The sequence below is a fragment of the Novosphingobium meiothermophilum genome, from assembly GCF_003171715.1.
GTDB classification, from domain to species: domain Bacteria; phylum Pseudomonadota; class Alphaproteobacteria; order Sphingomonadales; family Sphingomonadaceae; genus Novosphingobium; species Novosphingobium meiothermophilum.
In genome coordinates, this window is record NZ_QGHL01000017.1 from 90,012 (window position 1) to 110,603 (window position 20,592).

At 66.9% G+C, this 20,592-nt stretch carries 21 protein-coding genes; 10 read left to right on the top strand and 11 right to left on the bottom strand.

The window, feature by feature from the left end; all coding sequences use genetic code 11:
* Window positions 1–7: 7 nt before the first annotated feature.
* The 4 genes from DKM43_RS14270 (at window position 8) to DKM43_RS14285 (ending at window position 3,560) form a co-directional block, all read left to right on the top strand.
* Window positions 8–1,777, top strand: a complete 1,770-nt coding sequence (locus DKM43_RS14270) for an FAD-dependent oxidoreductase (protein WP_109799165.1) — start codon at window positions 8–10, stop codon at window positions 1,775–1,777.
* A complete protein-coding gene (locus tag DKM43_RS14275) occupies window positions 1,774–2,247 on the top strand; it encodes a hypothetical protein (RefSeq protein WP_109799166.1) in 474 nt (157 codons plus the stop codon). The genes DKM43_RS14270 and DKM43_RS14275 overlap by 4 nt, the downstream gene beginning before the upstream one ends.
* Complete coding sequence (locus tag DKM43_RS14280) at window positions 2,244–3,020, top strand: SDR family NAD(P)-dependent oxidoreductase (protein ID WP_201739883.1); 777 nt, start codon at window positions 2,244–2,246, stop codon at window positions 3,018–3,020. The genes DKM43_RS14275 and DKM43_RS14280 overlap by 4 nt, the downstream gene beginning before the upstream one ends.
* 75 nt (window positions 3,021–3,095) lie before the next feature.
* On the top strand, window positions 3,096–3,560 hold the full coding sequence (locus DKM43_RS14285) for a GreA/GreB family elongation factor (RefSeq protein WP_109799168.1): 465 nt from the start codon (window positions 3,096–3,098) through the stop codon (window positions 3,558–3,560).
* 49 nt (window positions 3,561–3,609) lie between these two features.
* Here DKM43_RS14285 and DKM43_RS14290 read toward each other — a convergent pair whose 3' ends face one another.
* Genes DKM43_RS14290 through DKM43_RS14300 form a run of 3 tightly spaced genes read right to left on the bottom strand, consistent with a single transcriptional unit; the run spans window position 3,610 to window position 5,989 of the window.
* Complete coding sequence (locus DKM43_RS14290) at window positions 3,610–4,389, bottom strand: SDR family NAD(P)-dependent oxidoreductase (RefSeq protein WP_109799253.1); 780 nt, start codon at window positions 4,387–4,389, stop codon at window positions 3,610–3,612.
* Window positions 4,386–5,201, bottom strand: a complete 816-nt coding sequence (locus DKM43_RS14295) for an SDR family NAD(P)-dependent oxidoreductase (protein WP_109799169.1) — start codon at window positions 5,199–5,201, stop codon at window positions 4,386–4,388. Before DKM43_RS14295 ends, DKM43_RS14290 begins: the two co-directional genes overlap by 4 nt.
* Before the next feature lie 5 nt (window positions 5,202–5,206).
* Window positions 5,207–5,989: an SDR family NAD(P)-dependent oxidoreductase gene (locus DKM43_RS14300; RefSeq protein ID WP_109799170.1), complete on the bottom strand. Its 783-nt coding sequence runs from the start codon at window positions 5,987–5,989 to the stop codon at window positions 5,207–5,209.
* A 156-nt stretch (window positions 5,990–6,145) separates the two neighbouring features.
* On the opposite strand from DKM43_RS14300, the gene DKM43_RS14305 reads away from it, so the two are divergent.
* Complete coding sequence (locus DKM43_RS14305; RefSeq protein ID WP_109799171.1) at window positions 6,146–7,564, top strand: aromatic ring-hydroxylating oxygenase subunit alpha; 1,419 nt, start codon at window positions 6,146–6,148, stop codon at window positions 7,562–7,564.
* Window positions 7,561–8,337 (top strand): ThuA domain-containing protein, encoded by a 777-nt coding sequence (locus DKM43_RS14310; RefSeq protein WP_109799172.1) that lies wholly within the window; start codon window positions 7,561–7,563, stop codon window positions 8,335–8,337. Before DKM43_RS14305 ends, DKM43_RS14310 begins: the two co-directional genes overlap by 4 nt.
* Window positions 8,338–8,383: 46 nt before the next feature.
* Here the strand turns inward: DKM43_RS14310 and DKM43_RS14315 are convergent, their stop codons facing one another.
* On the bottom strand, window positions 8,384–9,052 hold the full coding sequence (locus DKM43_RS14315) for a rhodanese-like domain-containing protein (RefSeq protein ID WP_330857647.1): 669 nt from the start codon (window positions 9,050–9,052) through the stop codon (window positions 8,384–8,386).
* A gap of 145 nt (window positions 9,053–9,197) precedes the next feature.
* Between DKM43_RS14315 and DKM43_RS14320 the strand changes: the two genes are divergently transcribed.
* Together DKM43_RS14320 and DKM43_RS14325 are read left to right on the top strand one after the other, a co-directional pair.
* Window positions 9,198–10,073, top strand: a complete 876-nt coding sequence (locus DKM43_RS14320) for a quinoprotein dehydrogenase-associated SoxYZ-like carrier (protein ID WP_109799255.1) — start codon at window positions 9,198–9,200, stop codon at window positions 10,071–10,073.
* Window positions 10,070–11,044 (top strand): quinoprotein relay system zinc metallohydrolase 1, encoded by a 975-nt coding sequence (locus DKM43_RS14325; protein WP_109799173.1) that lies wholly within the window; start codon window positions 10,070–10,072, stop codon window positions 11,042–11,044. Before DKM43_RS14320 ends, DKM43_RS14325 begins: the two co-directional genes overlap by 4 nt.
* Window positions 11,045–11,057: 13 nt before the next feature.
* Here DKM43_RS14325 and DKM43_RS14330 read toward each other — a convergent pair whose 3' ends face one another.
* The gene (locus DKM43_RS14330) at window positions 11,058–12,176 is read right to left on the bottom strand and encodes an acyl-CoA dehydrogenase family protein (protein WP_236632602.1); all 1,119 of its coding nucleotides are present in this window, start codon (window positions 12,174–12,176) and stop codon (window positions 11,058–11,060) included.
* A gap of 197 nt (window positions 12,177–12,373) precedes the next feature.
* Here DKM43_RS14330 and DKM43_RS14335 point away from each other — a divergent pair, with 197 nt between their 5' ends.
* Window positions 12,374–13,156: a helix-turn-helix transcriptional regulator gene (locus tag DKM43_RS14335; protein WP_236632603.1), complete on the top strand. Its 783-nt coding sequence runs from the start codon at window positions 12,374–12,376 to the stop codon at window positions 13,154–13,156.
* A gap of 6 nt (window positions 13,157–13,162) precedes the next feature.
* Here the strand turns inward: DKM43_RS14335 and DKM43_RS14340 are convergent, their stop codons facing one another.
* The 5 genes from DKM43_RS14340 to DKM43_RS14360 all read right to left on the bottom strand — a co-directional run bounded on the left by DKM43_RS14340 (window position 13,163) and on the right by DKM43_RS14360 (window position 17,583).
* The gene (locus tag DKM43_RS14340) at window positions 13,163–14,119 is read right to left on the bottom strand and encodes an MBL fold metallo-hydrolase (protein WP_109799174.1); all 957 of its coding nucleotides are present in this window, start codon (window positions 14,117–14,119) and stop codon (window positions 13,163–13,165) included.
* A gap of 14 nt (window positions 14,120–14,133) precedes the next feature.
* Complete coding sequence (locus tag DKM43_RS14345; RefSeq protein ID WP_109799175.1) at window positions 14,134–14,886, bottom strand: SDR family NAD(P)-dependent oxidoreductase; 753 nt, start codon at window positions 14,884–14,886, stop codon at window positions 14,134–14,136.
* Window positions 14,883–16,514 (bottom strand): FAD-binding oxidoreductase, encoded by a 1,632-nt coding sequence (locus DKM43_RS14350; protein WP_109799176.1) that lies wholly within the window; start codon window positions 16,512–16,514, stop codon window positions 14,883–14,885. The genes DKM43_RS14345 and DKM43_RS14350 overlap by 4 nt, the downstream gene beginning before the upstream one ends.
* An 11-nt stretch (window positions 16,515–16,525) precedes the next feature.
* On the bottom strand, window positions 16,526–16,909 hold the full coding sequence (locus DKM43_RS14355; RefSeq protein WP_109799177.1) for a c-type cytochrome: 384 nt from the start codon (window positions 16,907–16,909) through the stop codon (window positions 16,526–16,528).
* Window positions 16,910–17,094: 185 nt separating this feature from the next.
* Window positions 17,095–17,583, bottom strand: a complete 489-nt coding sequence (locus tag DKM43_RS14360; RefSeq protein WP_236632604.1) for a DUF3429 domain-containing protein — start codon at window positions 17,581–17,583, stop codon at window positions 17,095–17,097.
* A gap of 98 nt (window positions 17,584–17,681) precedes the next feature.
* Between DKM43_RS14360 and DKM43_RS14365 the strand changes: the two genes are divergently transcribed.
* Window positions 17,682–18,905, top strand: coding sequence for an FAD-binding domain-containing protein (locus DKM43_RS14365; protein WP_109799178.1), 1,224 nt, complete (start codon window positions 17,682–17,684; stop codon window positions 18,903–18,905).
* Here DKM43_RS14365 and DKM43_RS14370 read toward each other — a convergent pair.
* Window positions 18,866–20,485: a GMC family oxidoreductase gene (locus DKM43_RS14370; RefSeq protein WP_109799179.1), complete on the bottom strand. Its 1,620-nt coding sequence runs from the start codon at window positions 20,483–20,485 to the stop codon at window positions 18,866–18,868. The genes DKM43_RS14365 and DKM43_RS14370 overlap by 40 nt on opposite strands.
* Window positions 20,486–20,592 lie beyond the last annotated feature (107 nt).

Below are 20,592 nucleotides of genomic sequence, written 5' to 3' on the forward strand. Positions count from 1 at the left end.
GCATGACATGACCCAGACCACCAAGGGCATCAGCCAGAAGGGAATCCAGCGCCGCCAGATGCTGGCAGGAGCGGGCCTGACCGCCGCCGTTGCCGCCACCGGCGGTATCGCCACGGCCGCTGCGGCGCAGGACAGCGTGCAGGGCTGGGACCATGAATGCGATCTGCTGTGCGTGGGCAGCGGCGCCGCGGCAGGCACTGCCGCTGTCACCGCGCTGGCGGCAGGCGCCAGGGTGCTGATGGTGGAAAAGATGCCGATCCTTGGCGGCACCACCGCCAAATCGGGCGGGGTGACGTGGATCTTCAACCACTTCATCCTGCGCGAACAGGGCATTGCCGATCCCAAGGCCGATGCCCTGCGCTATGTCGTGCGCTATGGCTATCCGCGCCAATACAACCCCAACAGCCCGACGCTGGGCCTTGATGAAACGCACTTCGGCGTGGTCGAGGCGTTCTACGATCATGGCGCGGCGGCCATCGACCACTTGCGCGAGCTGGGCGCGGTGCAGTTCAAGCAGTTCCGCCTGTTTCAGGTTGACAAGCCCGCGCCCGACTATGCCGACCACCTGCCCGAAAACAAGGTGCCCACCGGCCGCGCGCTGGAACCGGCGGTCGGTTCAGGCTCGTCGCAGGGCGGGGGCAGCCTTGCCTCGCAGATGCACGCCTACCTGAAGGCCAAGGGCACGCCCATCCTCACGCGCACGCGCGTGACGCGGCTCATCAAGGACGCATCGGGCCGCGTGATCGGCGCCGAGGCAAAGCAGACCGTTTCCGGGCAGGGCGAAAAGATCATCCGCATCAAGGCCAACAAGGGCGTGGTCTTCGGCACGGGCGGCTACAGCCACAACGTGGCCCTGTGCGACATGCACCAGCCCGCGGTCTATGGTTCGTGCTCAACCCCCGGATCGACCGGCGATTTCCTGCCGATCGCGCAGGAAGCGGGCGCGATGATGGGCAATCTGGGCCTTGGCTGGCGCACGCAGGTGGTGCTGGGCGAAGCGCTGAAGACGCGCGGCATCGGCCTTGGCGCCTTTGTGCTGCCGGGGGATTCGATGATCCTCGTCAACAAGTATGGCAAGCGCGTGGTCAACGAGAAGCGCGACTACAACGACCGCACCATGGCGCACTTCAGCTATGACCCGGCGCACGAGGAATATCCCAACCACCTGATGTTCATGCTGTTCGACGAACGCAGCATCGATGCCTTCGGCGGGGCCTTCCCCTTCCCCGTGAACAAGGCCGAACAGCCCCACCTGATCGAAGGCATGACCTGGGACGAGGTGTTTGCAAAGATCGACGCGCAACTGGCCGGATGGCAGGACCGCACCGGCGGCGTGCGGCTGGCGCCGGAGTTCTCGGCCAATGCCAAGGCCGCGATCAGCGCGTTCAACGGTTATGCGAAGAAGGGCGTCGATCCGGAATTCGGACGGGGCAAGTATCTTTATGACCGCGAATGGCACCTGCTGTTTTCGGCCCGGCGCGAAGGCACCCGGCAGCCGGAAAACCCCTTCCCCAACAATACCATGCACCCGTTCGCCCCCAAGGGCCCGTATTACGCGATCGTGCTTGCGCCGGGCACGCTGGATACGGCAGGCGGCCCGCAGATCAACGCCAATGCGCAGGTGCTGGGCGCGAACGGACAGCCGATCCCCGGTCTTTATGCCGCGGGCAACTGCGTGGCCGCGCCCACGGGCCAGGCCTATCTGGGCGCGGGCGGCACCATCGGCCCGGCCGTGACTTTCGGCTATATCGCGGGCCGCCACGCGGTGCGGGCATGAAGCGCGGACTGATCCTTGCAGGCGCGGCGCTGCTGGCGGCGGGCTGCGCCGCCGTGGCGCAGGAGCCTGTGCTGCCCGAACCTGCATCGGCCGAACCTGCATCGGCTGAACCTGCATCGGCTGAACCGGCGACGGCGGCAGGGGCAAGTGTTTCCTATGCCGCCGATATCGTGCCGCTGCTGGAAAGCCAGTGCGCCACGTGCCACCTCACCGGCGAGGAGGCGGGCGGCATGGCGCTGGTGGGCGACATGGCCATCGCATCGCTGGTGGGCCAGCCTGCCGAGGAAGCACCGGGCCTGATGCGCGTGGTGGCAGGCGATCCCGACCGGTCCTATCTGGTAATGAAGCTGGAGGGCACGCATATTGCAAACGGCGGCGCGGGCGCGCAGATGCCGTTTGGCGCGCCGCCGCTGACCGCGGCCGAAATTGCCACGGTGCGCGCATGGATCGCGCAAGGAGCGCGCCCGTGAACCCCGGCCGCGTATCGCTGGAAGGCAGGGTGGCCATCGTGACCGGCGCGGGCGTGGGCATGGGTGCCGCCACCGCGCGCCTCCTGGCCGCGCGCGGGGCCAGGGTCATCGTCTCGGACATCAACCCGGCCACCGCCGCCGCCACCGCCGAGGCCATCCGCGCCCAAGGCGGCACGGCGCACGCCGTGCAGACCGATGTGGCCGACGAAACGGCTGTCGAAGCGATGGTGGCCGAAACCGTTGCCACTTTTGGCAGGCTGGACTGCGCGGTGAACAACGCGGCGATCACGCCCGATGTCCTGCCCATCCACGAAGCCGACATGGCCGTGTTCGACAGGGTGCTGGCGGTTGATCTGCGCGGGGTGATGCTGTGCATGAAATACGAGATCCGGCAGATGCTGGCGCAGGGCGGGCCGGGGGCCATCGTCAATATCGGTTCAGTCAGTTCGGTCCGTCCGCAGCCGAACAATGCGGCCTATGTGGCGGCAAAGCACGGGGTGATCGGCCTGACGCGGACGGGCAGCCTTGAATATGCCCCGCGCGGCATCCGCGTGAATGCAGTGCTGCCGGGCGCGATCGACACTCCCATGCTGCGCGGCGCGCTGGAGACAACGGGCTTTACCGAAGAGGAGTTCGCCCCCGCGCTCAGCCTGTTCGGACGGTTCGGGCGGCCGGAGGAAGTGGCCGAGGCAAGCGCGTGGCTTTGTTCGGATGCGGCCAGCTATGTGACGGGCCACAGCCTTGCCGTGGAAGGCGGCTACCTCAGCCGCTGACGGCGACGGCCCGACCGGCACGGGTTGACCAGGGCGGGCGGCTGCGCGCATGGCTGGCGCTGCAAGGAGTGAGCCATGAGCGTTGCCTTCCGGCGCGAGAGCGATGACGAACATCTGGAGCCGACATTCGAGATTCCGATTCCGCCGGGGCCGAACCTTGTCACCGCGCGCGGGGCGGCACTGATCGCGGCGCGTCTGGCCGAAGCGCAGGCCGCGCTCGAAGGTGTGAGCGATGAAGCCGCGCTGAAGAAGCTGCGCCGCACCCTGCGCTACTGGAGCACGCGGCAGGCCACCGCCGAAGTGACTGCGCCGCCTGCCGATGGCAGCGTGGGTTTTGGCAGCACGGTGCGCTTTGCCCTGAACGGCAAGGAACGCACCATCACCATCGTGGGCGATGACGAGGCAGATCCGGCCAGCGGGCTGATTGCATGGTCCGCCCCGCTGGCTCGCGCCATGATGGGCACAGAGGCGGGTGATGTGGCAGACTTTGGCGGCAGGGCCGAAGCCATCGAGGTGCTGGCCGTCAGCCCCGCCGCTTGAGAGCGGGGACAATCCGCGCGATCAGACTTGCCCGATCAGACTTGCCCGATCAGACTTGGCTGAAACCGCCGTCCATCACGAACTCGGCGCAGGTGACGAAGCTGGCCGCATCCGAGCACAGATAGACCACGCCGCCGCCCATTTCCTCGGCCCGGCCCATGCGGCCGATGGGATGGTTGGCGACAATGCCCTGCAAGGCCACCTCGCGCGAGGGGACCGCGCCAAGTTCGACATAGCGGTCCATGATCGAATTGAGCATGGCGGTATCGATCCCGCCGGGATGCACCGAATTGACGCGGATGTTGTAGCCGAGCGCGGCAAACTCTGCGCCAAGGCACTTGGACAGCATCTTCACCGCCGCCTTGCTGGTGCAGTAGGCCGCGTTGAAGGCCGCACCGCGCAAGCCCCCGACGCTGGAGAAGTTGACCACCGAAGCCCCGCCGGGGCGCGCCTTGCCGCCTTCCTTGAGCAGCGGCAGCAGAACCTGCGTGCCAATGATGACCGAATCCACGTTGATCGCGTTGACGCGGTGGAAATCGGCCAGCGGGGTTTCCTCGAACTTCGTCACGATGGAATAGCCCGCGTTGTTCACCAGCGCATCGAGACGGCCATACTTTTCGCCGATCAGCGCGGCCACGGCCTGCCAGTCGGCCTCGCTCGTCACGTCGTGCCTGAGGTAATGGTCCGCACCTTCGATCTCGGCCTCTGCCGCAAGATCGGTGGCGATGACGGTCGCCCTGGCTGCCTTCAGCGCCTTGACCAGTTCGCGGCCGATGCCGCCGCCTGCGCCGGTGACAAGAGCCACCACATTATCGAGTGCGATTGTCATTGTGCGGTCCATCCCCCGTCGATCACCAGTTCGGCGCCGGTCATGTAGCTGGAATCCTCGCTGGCAAGGAAAAAGGCGGCGCTGGCCAGCTCTTCAGGCTGGGCAAGGCGGCCGATGGGCGTTGCGCCCACAACGCCCGCCACCAGATCATCGGGCCTTTCGGCAAAGCCCTGATCGACCCAGCGCTGGAAACCCGCCTTGAGCAGCGGGGTTTCAACAAAGCCGGGGTGCAGCGAATTGGCGCGGATCGGCATCTGCTTCTGCGCGAACTCGATGGCGATCCCCTTGGTGAACAGGCGCACCGCGCCCTTGCTGGCATTGTAGGCCGAAACCTCGTTCATCCCCACAAGGCCCATGATCGAGCTGACATTGATGATCGAGGCACCGCCGCGGAAGTCCTTGCCGCTCTCGGCCATCAGCGGCACGAAATGCTTGGTGCCAAGGAACACGCCATCGACGTTGACTGCCATGATCCGCCGCCAGCCTTCCATGCTGAGCGTTTCGACCGGGCCGGTAAGATCGATGCCCGCATTGTTGACAAGGACGTGGCACTTGCCATGCCGCTCCTTCACCAGGGCGACGGCGCGCTCCCAGTCCTCTTCCTTCGCCACGTTGGCGCTGATGTAGCTGGCGGCCTGACCGAGGCGGCCCATGACCGCGCGGGCGGTGTCGCTGTCCTGTGCGTCAAGGTCGGACAGGACAACTTCGGCGCCTTCGGCAAGGAAACGTTCGGCGCAGGCAAGGCCGATGCCGCGAAGGCCCCCCGATACGAAGGCGACGCGCCCTTTCAGGCGCTGTGCGGAAAGTTCCATGGCGATCAGACCCCCATCATGCCGGCGGTCGTCGCCCCGTCGATCGCGTATTCCGCGCCAGAGATGAACCCGGCTTCATCGGACGAGAGATAGGCAACAAGGCCCGCCACTTCATGAAGCTGGGCCATGCGCTTCATCGGGGCCATGCCTTCATACATGGCGCGCGCGGCGGCCGGATCGGGCTGGCTGTTCATGATCTGCTGGATCAGCGGGGTTTCCACCACGCCCGGCAGGATGGCGTTGACGCGGATGGCATAGCCTTTCTGCCCGCAATGGACCGCGGCCGATTTGGCCAGCGCGCAGACCGCCGCCTTGGTGACGGAATAGGTGACATAGTTGCCGAGGGGACGGGTAGCGTTCATCGAGGAGTTGATGATGATCGAACCGCACGGCCCTTCGGGATTGCGCTTCATGCCGCGGATGGCGTGTTGCACGGTGAGCATCACCCCGGTCTGGTTGATGGCCACGACATTGTCCCAGCCTTCGATCGAAACATCCTCGATGCTGGCATCGCCGCTTTCGGTGCCGGCATTGGCGAAGGCAATGTCGAGACGGCCTTCGGCGGCGATGATCTCGTCGATCAGCGCGGGCCAGCTTGCGGCGTCCTGCACGCGGTGCTTGCGGAAAGTGGCGCCGGTCTGCGCGCAGAGCGCGGCGGCGGCTTCCTCCTTCGATCCGGTGAACCACACTTTCGCGCCTTCCTCGGCAAGGCGCGCGACGGTAGCGGCGCCGATGCCGGTGGTGCCGCCGGTGATGAGGGCGACCTTTCCTTCAAGCCTCCTGGACACTGTGCTCTCTCCCAAGAATCCGCATTCGGATAACGGTGCCAGTGGTGACGCGCGGGGGCCACATGTGCAACCTATGCTTTCAGCAAGGTGACGGGCGCGCGCGCGACCGGCAAAACCGGCAGCAATGACTTAAATCACGGGCGAGGAATCGACAGGATGGCCGACAGAGACCCCAACATGGCAGGCGGCATGGCCCGCTGCGACGCGATCAGCTGGCAGGAACTGCTGGCGCAGGATTCGCGCCCTGCCCCCGCGATGCTGACCGAGGAAAGCTATCAGTATCGCGGTTCCGATCCGCTGCCCGCCGCGCGCTACACCAGCGAGGATTTCGCCCGTGCCGAGCGCGAGAAGATGTGGCCCCATGTGTGGCAGTTCGCCGCGCGCGAGGAGGACATTCCCGAAGCGGGCGATTACACCGTGTTCGAGAACGCGGGCCGTTCGTGGCTGATCTCGCGCCAGGAAGACGGCAGCGTGAAGGCCATGCACAACGTGTGCCTTCACCGCGGGCGCAAGCTGCGCACCGAGGATGGCACGGCCGACAAGTTCGTCTGCCCCTTCCACGGCTTTGCCTGGAACAAGGACGGCAGCTTCGACGGCATGCCCTGTTCATGGGATTTCAAGCACCTTTCGGCCGAGAAGATGGCCCTGCCGGAAGCCGAAGTGGGCCGCTGGGGCGGCTATATCTTCCTGCGCGAGGAAAAGGGCGGGCCGAGCCTTGAGGAATACCTTGCCCCGATCCCGGAGTTCTTCAAGCGCTGGCGGCACGAGGAATGCACCACCGTGATCTGGGTGGCCAAGGAAGTGCCGGCCAACTGGAAGGTGACGATGGAAGCCTTCATGGAAGCCTGGCACACCGTGGTCACGCATCCGCAGCTTCTGCCCTTCACCGGCGATGCCAACGCCGCCTACTGGACCTATGGCGACAACGTGAACGTGAACCACGTTCCCTTCGGCATCATGAGCCCGCATGTCGATCCCAACGGCAAGACCCAGCAGTGGATCGTGGACGAGTTCTGCAAGTATAACGGCCGCAGCGCCGACAACTACGATGCATCGGGCGATCCGTTTGCCGTGACCGTGCCCGAAGGCATGACCGCGCGCGCCGCGCTGGGCGCGGCCATGCGCAAGGGCTACACCGAGCAGACCGGCTATGACCACGACCATGCCACCGATGCCGAACTGCTCGACGGGCTGGTCTATAACGTGTTCCCCAACTTTGCCCCGTGGGGCGGGTTCATGCCCAACATCGTCTATCGCTGGCGGCCCGGAAAGACGCCCGATACCTGCCTTATGGAAGTGCGCATCCTGGCGCGCGTGAAGAAGGGCGAACCCATTCCGCGCGGCGTGCCGATGAAGCTGCTGACGCCCGAACAGAAGTGGACCGATGCCCCCGAACTGGGCGTGCTGGGCCACGTGTTCGAACAGGACATGGACAACCTGCCCTATGTGCAGGAGGGCCTCCACGCCTCGAAGACGGGCGAGGTGAACCTTGGCGACTATCAGGAAATCCGCATCCGCCAGTTCCACCAGACGCTGGACAAGTATCTGAACGGCGAACTGGGAGCCGGGAAATGAGCGACGAAGCGCGCCCGCCGCGCATCGACTGCGTCCTCGTCTGCGGCGGGGTGTGGCACGACATGGACTTCGCGCGGCTCGAACTGCTCAAGCTGCTGGCCGAAGACCCCGCCGTGCGCACCCGCGTGTTCGAGGATTACGAGAACATCGAGGCGATCAGGGCCGCCGACATCCTCATCACCTATACCTGCGACGTGACGCCATCGCTCAAGGCGCAGGAAGCCCTGCGCGACTGGCTGCGCGCCGGCGGGCGCTGGTATGCGCTGCACGGCACCAATTCGGTGCTGCGCTTCCTGACCGAAGGCCCCAACAAGGACCTGTGGGACGCGCCGCGCTGGGCGCCGCTGATGATGGACCTTCTGGGCAGCCAGTTCATCAGCCACCCGCCGATCGCGCCCTACACCGTGACGGTGGCCGATCCCGATCACCCGCTGGTGCAGGGGGTGGAGCCATTCGAGACGACCGACGAGCTTTACCACATGGAGTATCACGGCGACCTGCACGTGCTGCTGGAAACCGAATGCACGGTGGAAGGCACCGGCTTTGTCGAGGCGAAGGATGCCATCGGCAGCCAAGCGGTCATGTATCTGAAGGACCACGGCAAGGGCGCGGTGCTTTACAACACGCTGGGCCACTGCCGCGGCCATTACGACCTGCAACCCATGCTCGACTGGTGGCCGACGGTGGACCGCTGCGCGTGGGAGCTGCCGGTGTTCTACGACCTGTTGCGGCGCGGGATCGGCTGGCTCAAGCAGCGCCCGGCAAAGGGCTAGGCCATCAAGGGGGGATAGTCCGGCAAGGACCAAAGACCGGCGAACATCAGGGGGCGGCCGCGCCCCCTGCAACCTCGACCGGCCGGGCGCTGACCAGCGGGCGGCCCGCTTCGTGCCAGCCTTCGATTCCTTCGGCCAGCCAGTGCACATTGCCGAAGCCATCGCGCGCAAGGCGGCGCGCCGCGTTCCACGCCATCCAGCAATCGGTCCGGCAGAACAGGACCACGGGCTTTGCCGGACTGGCCTCGCGCACCGCCGCAACCCTTTCGCGCAGCGCATTCCACAGCGCCACATCGGGATGCCCGCGTCCGGTTTCGGGATGCCATTCCGCGCCGGGAATCGTCTCGTGCGGCTGGGCAAGCTGCCAGCGCCCGCTGGCCGCATCGCGGACCCCGCCCTCGGCCGGAAGCACATCGATGAACAGCGCGTTGACGCCGGGCCGCAGCCGCAGGGCATCGTCAAGGTCGATCCGGGTGGCGGGAATGGGTTCGCGATCAACCGGGGCGCGATAGCGCGAGACGCGGTAGCCGTGCTTGTCGAAGGCGCTGTCGGGCGCGACGCCGAAGGCCGCATCGAGCGTCATGTCGATGAAGCTGCCCGCCTTGCCGGGAGGGGTGGCCGCCGATGCGGATGCGCCATCGCCCGCGCAGGCTGGTCCGTGCCAGAGCGCCAGCGATACGGCGAGCATCAGCGCAGGGGTGCGTGCCTTGCCCATGGTCTTCCTGCTCCCCCCGGCGCGTCCGGAATGCGCCGGACCAACCGGCAGCATGCCCCCGCGGGCCGGGGCCTTGTTATTGTGCCAAGGTCCAATATGCCCCGGCTCCTTGCAGTATCACACTCCACTTCGGGAGATGGCAAGCATGGTGCGACGAATTGCGGCCGGTCTGGCGGGAAAAGCAGCCCTTGCGGCGCTGTGCGTGCCGGCTCTGGCGATTGTTGGTCCGGCTGCCTGCCCGGCGGCGGCGCAAGATCCGCAGGCACTAGATCGGGCACAGGTTCCCGCCGATCCGCTCGGCTCGCCCATGTGGGAGCATCATGCCGCCGGTCTCCTCACGAGCGGGCGGATTCTGTTCGATCCGCGCGTGGCGGTGCGGCTGCCGCTTCTGGCCGAAAACCAGCATGTCTTTCCCGTGACCGTGGATGCCCGCGCGCTGGAGGCCAATGGCAGGCCGAAAGTGCGGCGCATCGTGCTGCTGGCGGATCTCAACCCCATTCCGGTTGCCGTCGATTTCACCCTGCACCGCGCGGCGCCGTTTCTGGCCACGCGCATCAAACTGGACCAGCGCACCCCGGTGCGCGCGCTGGTGCAGACCGAGGACGGCACTTGGCACGTGGGCGGGCAATGGATCGATGCGGCGGGCGGGGGCTGTTCGGCCCCGCCGGTCAGCCGCGCGCGGGGCGACTGGGCGGATCATCTGGGCGAGGCACGCGGGGCCATGTGGAGCGCCGCCGAAGGGCCGCAGCTTGATGGACCAGTTCCGCCCGGCGGAATGGCGCGGCTGCGGCTTGCCTTCCGGCATCCGATGGACACGGGGCTGGTGGAGAACATCCCGCCCTATTTCATCGAAAGCCTGAAGCTGCGCGATGCGGGCGGCGCGGTTCTGGCCGAAATGGCCATTGCCGCATCGGTGGCCGAAGACCCGGCCTTTACCGTCATCGTGCCCGCCACCGGTGCGGTGCGGTTCGAGGCAGTGGATACCGGCGGACTGGTCTTTGCCGGAACGGTGCAGCCATGAGCGCGGCATGGGCATGTCGCCGCCGCGCGGTGCTTCGCGGGCTGGTGGCGGGCGCGCTGGCCCCCGCCCTGCCCGGCGCAGCGCTGGCCGAACGCTTTGCCGGGGCCTATGACCCGCAGGCCGAAGCGATCGGCGATGGCCTGTGGCTGGTGCGCGGGGCCGATGAGCCGATCAGCTTTGCCAATGGCGGCGCGATTGCCAATTGCGCGATCCTTGCCAGCGACGATGGTGCGATCCTGTTCGATCCGGGCGCATCGCGCGGCGAAGGGCACGCGCTCGATGCGCTGGCGAAGCGGCTGACGGGCAAGGCCGTGGCGCGCGTCTATATCAGCCACCTGCACCCCGATCATGCGCTGGGCGCGGCCGCCTTTGCGCCCGCCATGGTCCACGCCCTGCCCGCCACGCGCGCGGGGCTTGAGCGCGAAGGCGAGGCCCTGGCCGATGGCATGTACCGGCTGCTGGCCGACTGGATGAAAGGCACCGATCTGGTGCTGCCGCGCCCCGATGTGCGGGCCGGGCCGCTGGTGTTCGGCGGGCGCAGCATCGAACTGGTGGCGCTGGACGGGCACACCAGCGGCGATCTGGCCCTGATCGACCACGCCACCGGCACGCTGCTGGCAGGCGATCTGGTGTTTCACGACCGCGCGCCAGCCACCCCCCACGCCGATCTTGCCGCATGGCGGGCCGCGCTCGATCGGCTGGAGGCCCTGCCGCACCGCCTGCTGGTGCCCGGCCATGGCCCGCCCGATGCTTCCGGCAGGCACCACGCCATTGCGCAGACGCGCGACTGGCTGGGCTGGCTTGAGGAAACCCTGCGCGATTGCGTGAAACGCGGGCTGGATATGGGCGAAGCGGGCGAAGTGCCCATCCCGGCGCGCTTTTCCGGGATGAAGGCCGCGCGCTACGAGTTGCAGCGCAGCGTATCGCACTTCTATCCGGCGATGGAGGCAAGCCTCCTGCCGCGCCTCTGACGAGCGAACCCGGTCAGGCTACCTGCGCGAAGCGGTCAAGCGCGGCCGCGCCATCATCCGGCCAGCGCGACAGCGCCAGCAGCCGCTTGTGCCCGTGGCCGATGAAAAGCTCATCCGTCACGCCCATGCCGCCGTGGAACTGGATCATCTCGTGACCCAGTTCGATCGAGGCCGGGGCAATGAAGGCGCGCAGGCCATCGACCGCGCGGGCAAAGCCCGCATCATTCTGGCTCACGATGGCAAGGTTGAGCAGGGCGCGGGCCTGTTCGATCGCGGCATATTGCGCCGCCATGCGGTGCTGGATGGCCTGAAACGAACCGAGCGGTGCGCCGAACTGCTGGCGCGTGCGCAGATAATCAAGCGTGCCTTCGAACAGGGCCTGCATGATGCCCAGCGCTTCGGCGGAGCGGGCAAGCGAGGCCATGACGCCCACTTCGGCCATATCCGCAACGCCCCCGCCAAGACGCAGGGCCGGAACGCCCGCCAGATCGAGCGAGACGGCCAGCGAACCATCGACCATGCGCCACGCGGTGCGAACGAGGCCGGGGGCATCGGCAGCGACCAGGAACAGTCCCACGCCCGCCGCATCGCCCGGCGCGCCGCTTTCACGCGCGGTGACGATATAGGCATCCACGCCTGCCCCTGCCGGGACGCACGACTTGGCACCGGCAAGCGTGCCATCGGCGCCCACACGGGTTTCGACCCAGAGGCTGCCGCTGCGCGATCCGCGTTCGGCATGGGCCAGCGCCAGACGGCGGCCACCCATGGCAAGGGCTTCCATCCATTGCGCCTTGAGATCATCGGAGGCGACCCGTTCGAACAGGCGCGCGGCAACCATGATGTTCTCGATCAGGGGTTCGACCACCAGGCCCCGGCCCAGTGCCTCGAACACGGTGGCGATGGCCGTGGCATCAAGCGCCAGCCCGCCGCTTTCCTCCGAGAGCGGTGCGGCCACCAGGCCCAGTTCCGCCAGCATGGCCCACATTTCGGGCGAAAAGCCATTGGCCCCCGCCAGATAGGTGCGGCGGCGGTCGAGATCATAGTGGTCGGCAACGAAACGCTCGGCCAGGGCCTTGAGCATTTCCTCGTCTTCGGTCAGGTCGAAGTTCACATCCCTCTCCTCAATGCCCATCCTCTACCAAAGTCGGGGGGGACGCCACGCTGCGCAAATGACTAGGCGCCAAATGACTAGGTGATTTGGGCAAGACCATCGTTGTTTCCAAAGCACTTGGCGGCTAAGGACATGTCCATAAGGACAGGGGATAGGCTTTGCGGGCGCGGATGCGCCGGTCCGCAAGGCCGCGCAACGACCGCGTGCAGGAGAGGCCGGTGCAGGAAAAGTCCGTTCAGTTGACCGTGGAATCGATCGATTCGGTGCGCATCAGCGGGCCGCAGGACGTGCGCCGCGCCGCCGAGGCGCTCCACGCCATTGCCATGGCGGCAGGAATGCGCGCCGCCCCCGCCCACGACATTGCCGACAAGCGCACCCCCGTGGATGCGGACGGCAATATCCTTGCGCGCGATGTCTTCGGCTGGAACGACGAAAAGGTGTGGTGGCGCAATTCGCGCATCGCGCTCGATTCCCCGCTGACATCGGCCTGCCGGTTCGAGAGCGAACCCTTCTGGGTGAATGCCAACGGCTTTCACACGCGCCAGCCCAACCACTATCTGACGGCCATCGACCTTACGAACTTCGAGGCGCGCGCCATGACCCGCGCGGCCATCGTGGTGCCGGTGCACCTGCCCTTCGGCCAGATCGGCGCGGTCAGCTTCAACCCGCTCGATCCGGACCTGACCGAACTGGACGATGTGTTCCTCGAACATGGCGATGCCTTCGGCATATATGCGCGCACATTCATTGCCAGCTATGTCCACGCGATGGGTTCGGTGCAGGCCCTGCCGCCCGGATCGCGCCTGTCCAAGCGCGAGGTGGAATGCCTGCGCTGGGCCGCGATCGGCAAGACCGACCTTGAAATCAGCATGATCATGGGCCGCAGCCGCGCCACGGTGCGGTTCCACATCCACAATGCATCGATGAAGCTGAATGCCGTGAACCGCAGCCAGACCGTGTTCAAGGCGGCGCAGCTCGGCTATATCTCGCTGGCGACCTGAAGGGGGCTATTCGTCCCAGATCTGCTGTTCGCCCTTGGCCACTTCGGTGGAATTGACCAGCAGGAAGCCGCCCAGCACGTCGACACTTTGCGGGAAAGCCTTGCGCACGCGCGCGGCCATGTCCTTTGAATCTTTCGAGGCGGCCACCAGCCCCGGCCATGCGGCGATGTAGCGCCGGGTATAGTCAAGCGCGGTGGCATCGTTGGCGGTGCCGGGCTTGCCGTGGCCGGGCACGACCAGTTCCGGCCCCAGCGCGGCAAGGCTATCCACCGACCTGCCCCACGCGGCAATGGCGGCAGGGTCGGATTCGCCGAACCACAGGAACACTTCGTTGTGCACCATGTCGCCGGGGAACAGCGCCCTGATCGAGGGCACCCAAAGCGCGGTCGAATGCTTGTGATCGCCCTGGATCGGGCCGACGACCTTGAGTTCGCGCCCTTCGAGCAGGATCGTATCGCCCTCCAACGCCATCGGCGCGGTGGGAGTGCGCGGCGCGTTCTGCCCCATGACCGGGAACCAGCGCTTCACCTTGGCGGGCAGCGATTTCCAGATATCGGCGGCAACCGCGGGATGCGCCACCACCCTGGCATCGGGAAAGGCATTCATGATGACTTCCATCGCGAAGAAATGATCGGGATGGTCGTGCGTGATATAGACCGTTTCCAGTTCCTTGCCGCTGTCAAGGATCATGCCGACAACCCGGTGCGCATCGGCGCGGGTGAAGGGCGCATCGACCAGCACGGCCTTCTTCTCGCCCTTGATGAGCGCGATGTTGGCATAGAGCGATGCCTCGCTCGTGCGCAGCACTTCCACTTCGAGCGGCTTTTGCGCGGCGGACAGGGAAACAGCGGACTGGGCCGTGACGGATTGGGCTGCGACCGATTGGGCCGCGATAGACCCGGCAAGCGCCGGATGCGCCAGCAGGGCAAGGGCAAGACCGGAAAGGGCGGACAGTCTCTTCATGGTCGATCGCTCGCTCAATGGGCGGTCTGGCCGCCGTCGATGGTGAAAGTGGCCCCGTTGATGAAGCTGGCGCCATCGCTGCACAAGTGGAGAACGGTGGGCGCGATTTCCTCTGGCCGGGCGGCTCTGCCCGAAACGTTCTGGGCAAAGAACATCTCGGTAAAGGCATTGCTGTCGGCCCAGTGCTGGGTCATGGGCGTGACGACGAAGCCCGGCGCGATGGCGTTCACGCGGATGTTTGCCTGCGCATATTCCACCGCTGCCGCCTTGGTCAGGCCCGAAACGGCGTGCTTCATCGCGCAGTAGGCGCTCATGTTCGGGTCTGCGATCAGCGCGCCGACGCTGGCGGTATTGACGATGGCCCCGCCCCCCACGCGCAGGAAATGGCGGATTTCGGCCTGCATGGCAAAGAACACGCCCTTGAAATCGACATCGATGGCAAGGTCCAGTTCGTCTTCGGGGATTTCGTGGATCGGACGCTGAGGGGGCAGGACACCGGCGTTGTTGAAGGCGGCATCCATCCGCCCGAAGCGATCGACACAGGCCGCCACCAGCAGATCGAGATCGGCCGCGCGGCGCACGTCGCACTGGCGGAAGACCGCGCGGCCGCCCTCGGCCAGGATGAGGTCCACCGTTTCGGCCGCGCGCGCATCGATATCGCCGATCATCACGTCGGCCCCTTCGCGCGCGAAGGCCAGCGCTGTGGCCCGCCCGATGCCCGTGGCCGCGCCCGTGACCAGAACCGCCTTGCCTTCGAAACGCATCATCCCGTGATCCCCGATTTGCCCGGTGCCAGAATGCCGTTCGGATCGACGGCCCGCTTGATCTTCGCGTTGAATTCGCGGTTCACCGCGCCGTATTGCTGCGCCACGAGGTCCATCGAATTGACCCCGGTGCGATAACTGGCCCAGCCCTGTTCGCCAAAGCGCGTGACGAGTTCGCGGTAGCAGGCATCGGCCTTCTTTTCCTGTTCGGCATCCGACTTGTCGAACAGCAGCGCGATGATGTGGTGCAGATCGCGCCAGCCAATGGCGTAGGCGGCGGTGTAATCGAAGCCGTGGCGTTCAAGGATCTCGCGGGCAAGCGCGGTCTGCCGTTCGGCCTCCACCCCGCGCGCGGCGGCAACCGGCGCAAACCACGCCAGCCCTCCGCCCGCCCCGCGCCAGCGCAGCAGGCCGATCTCGTCAAGGTTCAGCCCGCCTTCCATCAGCGTGGCATGGTGATGGAACCACGGGTTGTCGCCCATTTCGGCAGAGGTCAGCACTTCGCCGCCGCTGGCCGTGAGGCTGGCGCGGATGATCGGTTCCACCGCCGCCACCGTCTGTTCGGTGCCATAGAGAGCGAAGTAGGTGTTCCACATGCCAAGGCCGTTGGCCTTTGCCGCCTTCTTGAGCGAGGCTTCATCCAGCACCGCGCCATCGGGCACGATTTCATGGCGGCGCCTGAACATGGCAAGCTGGTAGGACGCGCTCATCATCAGGTTGCAGTTGGCGACGAGGTTGGAAACGCGTAAGGGGCGCATCGCCTCGATGATGCGGGGAACATCGGCCATTTCGCCGTGGCGCACCATGAAGGGCTTATAGACGGGGGGCTTCGGCATCAGCCACAGGCCCATCTTGGTCACAACGCCGAAGTTCGACTGGGTGAACAGACCGTCGAGATAAGGCCCGTAGCCCCACTTGAACGCCTGCCACGCGGTGCTGCCCTTGATCGATCCCATGCCGGTGCGCATCACCTGCCCATCGGCCAGCACCACTTCCATCCCGCACTGGAACAGGAAATGTTCGCCATAGGGGGTGTAGCCTACCCCGCGATCCAGCGTATTGCCCACGGGCGATGCGATGGGGCCGACGGTGGGCACATCGATCCACAGCGGGATATTGTTCTCGACCAGATAGTCCTTGAGCTGCTGGTAGGTGACGCCCGGCTCCAGCAGGCAGGTGCCCAGATCCGCGTCCACTTCAAGGATGCGGTTCATCCGCTTGAGATCGAGCACCACCTGCCCCGGCGTGGCGGGCGCGGTCATGCCATAGCCCATGTTCTTGCCGGTGGAGACGGGCCAGAGCGGCTGGCGATAGGTGTTGGCGATGCGCACGATCTCCTGCACCTGTTCCACGCTTTGCGGGCAGACCGCGCCCACGGGAACGTGCCGGCCCAGCGGATCGGGCACATAGACCTTGGCATAGGGGGCCACGGCCTCTTCATCGCCGAACACCCATTCATTGCCGACCACGCCGCGAAACGCCTTCATCGCCCCGGCAAAATCGGCCTTCGACATGTGCGGGGCAAGCGGGGCCGGATTCTGCGCGCTGGCCCCGGTGCCAAGGCCAAGGCTGGCCGCGCTGGCAAGCCCTGCCCCCAGCAGCCCGCGGCGATCAAGATTCAGTTCGTTCATGGCCGCGTCCTTCAGTAGCCGTGCTCGTCCTTGCGGGCCTTGCTCTTTTCCACCCACTTCGCCAGCGCATCGAGTTCGGCCGGGGTCACTTCGGTGGGGCGGAAGGCAGGCATCCCGTTCTGGCCGTGGCGGACGATGTATTTCACCGTTTCCGCCGGCAGCTTGCGCCCCAGGATGATCGGCCCGACATTGCGCCCGTGGCAATAGCCGCAGGTCTTGGCATAGATTTCGTCGGGCGCGCGCTCGGCCTGCACCTCGCCCGGTTTCTGCCCGGCCAGCGCGGGAACCGCGAGGCCGGGCGCTGCCAGAACGGCAAGCGCAATCGCTGAAGGTCGCAGCAGGCTGCGCAGGGTGCGCCCGCACAGGGGGCGGGGGCGCAGAAGGGCTTCCGGCATCGTTCCTCTCCGGTGCGTGCGGGCGGCCTTGCTGGACGCCCTGTCACGTCATGGGAAGCGAAGCTATCGCCGTGCGCCGTGCCCGGCCACCGGATGCGACAGACTGCGTTGCGCGTGGTGAAACCTGCGCCCAGTGGGCTTGGGCCGTCCGCGCTTCAGATCGCGGCGTTTCAGGTTGCGGCGTTTCAGGTCGCCGCAAGCGCCAGCGTCAAAAGACCCAGCCCCGTGGCCATCCATACCCTGAGGCGCAGCCAGCCATCGGGCAGGGGAAGATGCGCGGGCATGGTGCGCGCCAGCCTCCTGTCCACCAGCGGGCTGGCCAGCAGCAGCAGGCCCAGCACCACGAGCGAAGGGCCGGGCCAGTGCCAGCCTTCCGTCCACGGCAGCAGCGCGGCCCACGCGGCCAGACTGGGCAACACCGCCACGCCGTAAAGCCCGGCCGATTGCACCCTGGCCAGCAGCCCCGCCATCCACCACAGCCCGCCAAGGAAGGAAAGGATCAGCGCGGCATAGAAGCAGCCCGCGGCCTTCGCGCTCCACTGCCAGTCCCCGCCATGGACCACCAGCACAAGGCACAATGCCTGCGGCAGCCATCCGGCAAGACCGAGCACGACCACGGGTGCGGGCAGGTTGAAGCGGAACATGTGCGGCGCGATTCCCCTCTTGCGCCCCATGCGGCGCAGCAGACCCGATCTTGCAACCCGCCGCCCCATCCGCAACACGGCCCTGTTGCCACGTCGAGCCGGAGCGGACGCAGCGCTAATGCCCGCGCATGGCTGCATTTCCGCTTACCCGCGCCGCCGCGCTCGATCGGCTTGATGCTTTCCTGCCCAAGGCCGGCAGCGCCTATGCCGCGCGGCGCAATCTGGTCGATGCGGGGGGCGATCACCGCAATGTGTCGCGCCTTTCGGCCGCGCTGCGCCGCCGCCTGATCGGCGAGGATGAAGTGGTGGGCAAGGTGCTGGAACAGCACCGGTTCGAAAAGGGCGAGAAGTTCATCGCCGAGGTATTCTGGCGCACCTACTGGAAGGGCTGGCTGGAACAGCGCCCCGGCCTGTGGACAGACTGGCTGGCCGAGGTGCAGGCGCTGGACGCCGCGCTTGACAAGGCGGCCGCGCGCCGCCTTGAGGCCGCCATTGCCGGGCGCACGGGGATCGATGCCTTCGATCACTGGGCGCGGGAGCTGGACGAGACCGGATACCTCCACAACTGGGCGCGGATGCAGGTGGCCTCGATCTGGACCTTCACGCTGGGCCTGCCGTGGCAGCTTGGGGCGAAGTGGACATATGACCGGCTGATCGATGCGGACCCGGCATCGAACACGCTGTCATGGCGCTGGGTGGCGGGACTGCACACGGCGGGCAAGGCCTATCTCGCCTCGGCCGACCGCATTGCCGCGATGACCGGCGGGCGGCTTCATGCCGAGGGCCTTGCGCAGAGCCCACGCATTCCCGAAGCCCCCGCCCATCCGCCGCGCACGCCGCTGCGCCAGCCGGTGGCGCCCGATCCGGCGCAGCCCGCGCTGGTGCTGATAACGCCCGAAGACTGTTCACTGGAAACGGTGCTGCCCGCGCTGGACGTGCGCGCGGTGGTAGTGCCGCGCAGCCTTGCGCGGGGCCTTGCAGATCGCACCGCGCTTGACGATGCGGCCATGCGCGCTGCCGCGCACTGGGGCTGCGCGGTGCGCGCGCCCGACAGCCTGGCGCCCGCCGATCTGGCCGCCCTTGCCGCCGCGCAGGGCTGCACGCAGATCGTGACCGGCTTTGCCCCCGCAGGCCCGGTCGGCACCGCGCTGGCCGCGCTGCGCCCGGCCCTTGCGGCACAGGGCATTGCCCTTGCCGAACACCAGCGCGCCTGGGACCGGCTGTGCTGGCCCCACTGCGGCAAGGGTTTCTTCAACCTGAAGGCACGCATTCACGATCTGCTGCCCGAACTGATCGGGCAAAAGGCCCCGGATCAGGCGGCATCGGCAATGATCATGGCACCGGCACGGTAGCCCAGCGCCATCGCGGGCGCGTTGGTATTGCCCGTGACGTGCCCCGGCATGACCGAGCAATCGACCACGCGCAAGCCGCGGACCCCGCGCACCCGCAAGCGCGGATCGACTACCGCACGATCATCGCTGCCCATGCGGCACGATCCGATGGCGTGCAGCCCGCAACTGGCAAGACGGCGGAAGGCATCCAGGATGGCCTCGTCGCTTTCCACCCCCGCGCCGGGGATCATCTCTTCGGCCACGACATCGGCAAGGGGCGCGGCGCGCACGAAGCGGCGCATGGTGCGCACCATGGCAATGGCCGAGCGCCGGTCGTGTTCGGTGGCAAGCCAGTTGGGGATGATGGTGGGCGGCGTTGCCGCATCCGGCCCGGCAACGCGCACCGATGCCTCGCTGGTAAGGCGCAGGAGCTGGCCGTAGATCGTCATGCCGGGGCGGCTGGAGATCTTGTCGAGCGGGACGGGGTTGCCATCGTCGGCCACCTCGAAGGTATAGCCGCCAAGATAGAGCTGCGCATCGACCCGGCCATCGGGATGGGCCACGTTGCAGAATGCGCCCACTTCGAACGGGCCGGTCGCCATGATCCCGCCGCGCGTGAGCAGATAGCGCGCCATCGCCGCGATCAGGCCGGGGCCGCGCAAGGAACCGCCCGTGCCGCGCTCGCCCTTGAGCCGGTGCGGCATCGAGAAGCCAAGGTGTTCGACCATGCGTTCGCCCACATCGGGCGATTGGACCTGCGGCACGATGCCCGCCGCCCGCAGCCTTGCGCCATCGCCAATGCCCGAACGCTGGAGCAGGAGCGGGCTTTCCATCGCACCGCCGCACACGATCACCTCTCCCGCGCAGTCAAAGCGGCGCAGGCTGCCCGCGACCTGCGCCTCGACGGCAATCGCGCGCCCTTCGGACAGGATCACCCGCTGCGCCAGCGCGCCGGTGACAATCCTGACATTGGCGCGCCTGCGCGCGGCGGCAAGGAACGTGCGGCCCGCGCTTTGCCGCTGTCCCCGGCGGATGTTGTGGCTGTAAAGGCCCACGCGCGCGCCGCCGCAGGCGTTGAGATCATCCACCCGCGCCATGCCCAGCGCCTCGCCCGCAGCGATCATGCGTTCCGCCAGCGGATAGGTGAAGATCGCCGGATCGACATGGACCAGCCCGCCGCTGCCACGCATCGGCCCAGGCCCTGCGGCATGGTCTTCGAGCGCAAGGAAAGCCTCGGTCATGGTCGCTCCGTTCCACCCGGCCGCGCCTGCCGCTTCCCATGCGTCATAGTCGGCAGGCTCGCCCCGGCTCCAGATCATGCCGTTGACGGCCGATGATCCGCCCAGCCCCTTGCCCCTGATCCACACTTCGCTGGCGGGCAGACCTTCGGCGCGCGGCTGGCTGACCGGATAGGCCCAGATATGATCGGGATTGGTGACAAGCTTCGCCACGCCCTTGGGCAGGGTAACCCAGAAGCTGTCGTTCTCTCCGCCCGCTTCGAGCACCAGAACGCGGTGCCTGCCGCTGGCGCTCAGCCGTTCGGCCACGACGCAGCCCGATGAGCCTGCGCCCACCACGATGTAATCCCAGATTTCGGTCATGCCTGATGCGTCCTCTCTCCGCCCGCATCAGTGCCATACTGTCCAAAGGGACAACCCTAGCGTTTTGCAGAGTCGGCAAATGGCGTTTGGCGGCGTCTAGTGCGACG

Bases quoted from the DNA above. Each gene is read 5' to 3' on its own strand.
- DKM43_RS14295 (WP_109799169.1), bottom strand. From the start codon at position 5,201: ATGGAACTTTCCGCACAGCGCCTGAAAGGGCGCGTCGCCTTCGTATCG.
- DKM43_RS14270 (WP_109799165.1), top strand. From the start codon at position 8: ATGACCCAGACCACCAAGGGCATCAGCCAGAAGGGAATCCAGCGCCGC.
- DKM43_RS14355 (WP_109799177.1), bottom strand. From the start codon at position 16,909: ATGCCGGAAGCCCTTCTGCGCCCCCGCCCCCTGTGCGGGCGCACCCTG.
- DKM43_RS14330 (WP_236632602.1), bottom strand. From the start codon at position 12,176: ATGGGCATTGAGGAGAGGGATGTGAACTTCGACCTGACCGAAGACGAG.
- DKM43_RS14360 (WP_236632604.1), bottom strand. From the start codon at position 17,583: ATGGGGCGCAAGAGGGGAATCGCGCCGCACATGTTCCGCTTCAACCTG.
- DKM43_RS14275 (WP_109799166.1), top strand. From the start codon at position 1,774: ATGAAGCGCGGACTGATCCTTGCAGGCGCGGCGCTGCTGGCGGCGGGC.
- DKM43_RS14305 (WP_109799171.1), top strand. From the start codon at position 6,146: ATGGCCGACAGAGACCCCAACATGGCAGGCGGCATGGCCCGCTGCGAC.
- DKM43_RS14350 (WP_109799176.1), bottom strand. From the start codon at position 16,514: ATGAACGAACTGAATCTTGATCGCCGCGGGCTGCTGGGGGCAGGGCTT.
- DKM43_RS14340 (WP_109799174.1), bottom strand. From the start codon at position 14,119: ATGAAGAGACTGTCCGCCCTTTCCGGTCTTGCCCTTGCCCTGCTGGCG.
- DKM43_RS14365 (WP_109799178.1), top strand. From the start codon at position 17,682: ATGGCTGCATTTCCGCTTACCCGCGCCGCCGCGCTCGATCGGCTTGAT.
- DKM43_RS14370 (WP_109799179.1), bottom strand. From the start codon at position 20,485: ATGACCGAAATCTGGGATTACATCGTGGTGGGCGCAGGCTCATCGGGC.
- DKM43_RS14320 (WP_109799255.1), top strand. From the start codon at position 9,198: ATGGTGCGACGAATTGCGGCCGGTCTGGCGGGAAAAGCAGCCCTTGCG.
- DKM43_RS14345 (WP_109799175.1), bottom strand. From the start codon at position 14,886: ATGATGCGTTTCGAAGGCAAGGCGGTTCTGGTCACGGGCGCGGCCACG.
- DKM43_RS14285 (WP_109799168.1), top strand. From the start codon at position 3,096: ATGAGCGTTGCCTTCCGGCGCGAGAGCGATGACGAACATCTGGAGCCG.
- DKM43_RS14315 (WP_330857647.1), bottom strand. From the start codon at position 9,052: ATGGGCAAGGCACGCACCCCTGCGCTGATGCTCGCCGTATCGCTGGCG.
- DKM43_RS14310 (WP_109799172.1), top strand. From the start codon at position 7,561: ATGAGCGACGAAGCGCGCCCGCCGCGCATCGACTGCGTCCTCGTCTGC.
- DKM43_RS14290 (WP_109799253.1), bottom strand. From the start codon at position 4,389: ATGACAATCGCACTCGATAATGTGGTGGCTCTTGTCACCGGCGCAGGC.
- DKM43_RS14325 (WP_109799173.1), top strand. From the start codon at position 10,070: ATGAGCGCGGCATGGGCATGTCGCCGCCGCGCGGTGCTTCGCGGGCTG.